Annotated in this window: 3 protein-coding genes; 1 reads left to right on the forward strand and 2 read right to left on the reverse strand. The window is 57.1% G+C overall.

Annotation, left to right across the window (positions count from 1 at the left end; genetic code table 11):
- The coding region (locus ACXJ7R_RS30765; RefSeq protein WP_457155099.1) for a DUF1236 domain-containing protein at positions 1-141 on the forward strand (141 nt) is incomplete at its 5' end.
- A 515-nt stretch (positions 142-656) separates the two neighbouring features.
- On the opposite strand, the gene ACXJ7R_RS30770 is transcribed toward ACXJ7R_RS30765, so the two are convergent.
- Positions 657-932 carry a DUF768 domain-containing protein gene (locus ACXJ7R_RS30770; RefSeq protein ID WP_457155097.1) on the reverse strand — a complete coding sequence of 92 codons (276 nt, stop codon included), beginning with the start codon at positions 930-932 and terminating at the stop codon, positions 657-659.
- 1020 nt (positions 933-1952) lie between these two features.
- On the reverse strand, positions 1953-2159 hold a 207-nt coding region (locus ACXJ7R_RS30775), incomplete at its 5' end, for a hypothetical protein (protein ID WP_457155098.1).

A 2159-nucleotide genomic window follows, 5' to 3' on the forward strand; every position in this document is an offset into this window, starting at 1 on the left:
GAACTCAATATCGGCTCATCGCTGCCAGATACCGTCGAGCTTCACGAAGTTCCCAACGTTAAATACCGCTATGTCGTGATCGACAACCGGACGGTTCTTGTCGATCCTAGCACCCACAAGATCGTCAAGGTCTACGACTGAACCCAGCCGCCCCGGCCCGCCGCGGCCCCGATGGCGGCGAGCCGTCCCAACAAACAGATCCCACAGCGCAAAACCCGCCACCTCCGGGAGAGGTGACGGGCCTATTAGATACCAACCTAGGAACTATGAATGCTTCGAAAAGTGACGCGGTTCACAAGAGATTGAGGAGCCGACCGGTAAACGTGACGCGCCGGGGCTGCCCCACCTAGATCGTGAGCGTAAGAGGGCACGCCCTCCGGCTCCCAGGCGAGGATGGCCGGTGCGGTTGGGATGCCATTGGGCGACCACACCGGCCACCTGCGGGGATGGGTTCAAGTCCCGCCTAACTTACATATTGCTATATTAGCAATCACGCAATTAAGCCTATCGGTGTACTCCAAGCCTTAGCGGCCATGGGTCCAACGCGCGCCGACCATGGCATCGAGGAATTCGATGTCTTCAACGCAGCGATTTCTAAAGGTCGAGTGATGCCCGAGGGGATATGACACCTTCGCCGCGGGCGCGCGCACGGAACGTCATTCTTTGAGTTGATGCAATTGTCGATCCCCTACAGACGCGGGCCACCAAGCGTCACCAGCCAAGCCGGCGTCGTGACGGATGATCGCGTCTAATATCGCTTCGTAGGCGCTGCCAATGTCTTCCTCGAGCTCGACGCTGCCGATGCCGATCGCCCTGGCGTCCGCGAACATCTTCTGGGTCAGCTCGGCGACCGAGATGACGTCCGCCTCGGCGGTGGCGCGGACGTTGTTGGAAATCCACTTGTGAAGGAAATTGGTGCTTCGTGCGCTCATAATTGCCTTAGCAACCTTCCGCTTTTAGGGTTCGCACCATCTGAACAATAACCGGGTCATACGGAATTTTTTCCRACCTGCTGTAATTTATGGTGAAGAGCGCGGCACGGTCGTTGCAGACCGCAATTGCGCGGACATATCGRATCTGGCSRTCCTTGATGCCCGAGTAACTCGCCCACYTCGGGGTGACACGCCGATAGGTCAGCTYCCACCCAGCCGTTTCGTCCTCGACCATGCGATGCTCGATCTCGGCGCGAAAACTGGCCTTGCCGAGTCTGGCGCCCCACACTGCAAGGAACGCATYGTTTTCGCCCCGAAAASCCGCGCCTTGGTCGGAACGCTGTGTTAGCACAAAACCCGGGGGMACATCGAATGTGAACCCAAGCTKCCTGACACCGAACGGCTGCCASGMTTGAGCCTGAAGAAGCGAGCTGCAAAATAGGACCGGAACGAKGCTCAGCAGAAAGCGGACCATAGGGATTGATTTAGCGTTGCGTTCATGTAGGCCACAACCTTGCTCGCCGGCTTAGGTTCCGGGCTCAGAACGAAACAACGAGCTCGCAAATTCGGCACTGACGGGTTGCATGAACTCAAAGCCCACCGCAGGTGTGGTCGGCCCCCAAGCACCCCAACAGCACCGCCATTTCCCTATSGATTTCCTTCGTCMGGATCGGTCGCGTTTTCGTGGCGGCGGTTRGTTTCGGCGACCTTTTGAATGAACAGCCTTGCGTGTTGGCCCCAATCGGAAACTTTGACGTTGTGTTCGCGGACAGACTTCTTAAAAGCCTCGCGTCCAGCATCGAGGTCGAAAAGCGAAAGACGTTRGCTGTCCTCACTGGCCATAGGACGCCTGGCATAACCTACATYTTGATCGAGCCAAACTCCTKGAGCAGTAAAGCAGCGMCGTGGCAAACGTGACGACTRCRGCCCATACRCCGAAGCCTTCTCATRGCCGGCSCTCCMTCTTTTTGGCCGACAYAATGCGAAGGCGGRCRTYAGGTTCCACAGCCCGSGTCTYGGTTATTTCCCGTACAATTTTGCGATTCTSTTCGGCTTCGGCGTGATCGTCTCGATCCGCACTATGTCGCCGATCTCTTTGGCTAGATCGAACGCATTCTGTTTGTCCTGGGTGGTCAACACGGTGCGCCAATGCGGTTTCTCGAAAACCGAGACGATGTAGGTTGTTGCCGGCTTGTCAGTCATCTCTTCCACCGATCGATGAAAGCC

It is taken from the genome of Mesorhizobium sp. P5_C1 (genome assembly GCF_054049815.1).

What these genes read in the sequence shown, in the direction of transcription:
- ACXJ7R_RS30770 (WP_457155097.1), bottom strand. Translation starts at nt 932, where the DNA reads ATGAGCGCACGAAGCACCAATTTCCTTCACAAGTGGATTTCCAACAAC.